Genomic DNA, 261 nt, shown 5'->3' with positions numbered 1-261 from the left:
ACACTCAGTAGAAAATTAACTTACCAACAAAGTGGATCTAATGTCTGAAGCCAAAACAGAATTAACAATGTATCAAGTAGCTGACCAATTTATTGCCCTAGCCAATCAACTAAGCCAACAAGAAAATGATATTGGTAAAGTCGGTACAGCAATGAGATTTGCTTCTGCACGCTTTAATGCGTTCGAAGCCTCAATTAAATCAGCTGATCTTGCCGCTGAAAAAGATCATGCATTAGCTTGGTTTTCTGATGAATTTAAAGC

General features: G+C 37.2%; 1 protein-coding gene. It reads left to right on the top strand.

The annotated features are described in order from the left end of the window. Positions 1–40 precede the first annotated feature (40 nt). Positions 41–261, top strand: a 221-nt coding sequence (locus tag AAEY79_RS15400; protein WP_352289393.1) for a DUF3144 domain-containing protein, incomplete at its 3' end; no start/stop codon positions are given.

This window comes from Psychrobacter sp. GW64-MNA-CIBAN-0177 (assembly GCF_040309585.1).
Classification (GTDB): domain Bacteria; phylum Pseudomonadota; class Gammaproteobacteria; order Pseudomonadales; family Moraxellaceae; genus Psychrobacter; species Psychrobacter okhotskensis.
This window is presented reverse-complemented; position numbering and strand designations above follow the sequence as displayed.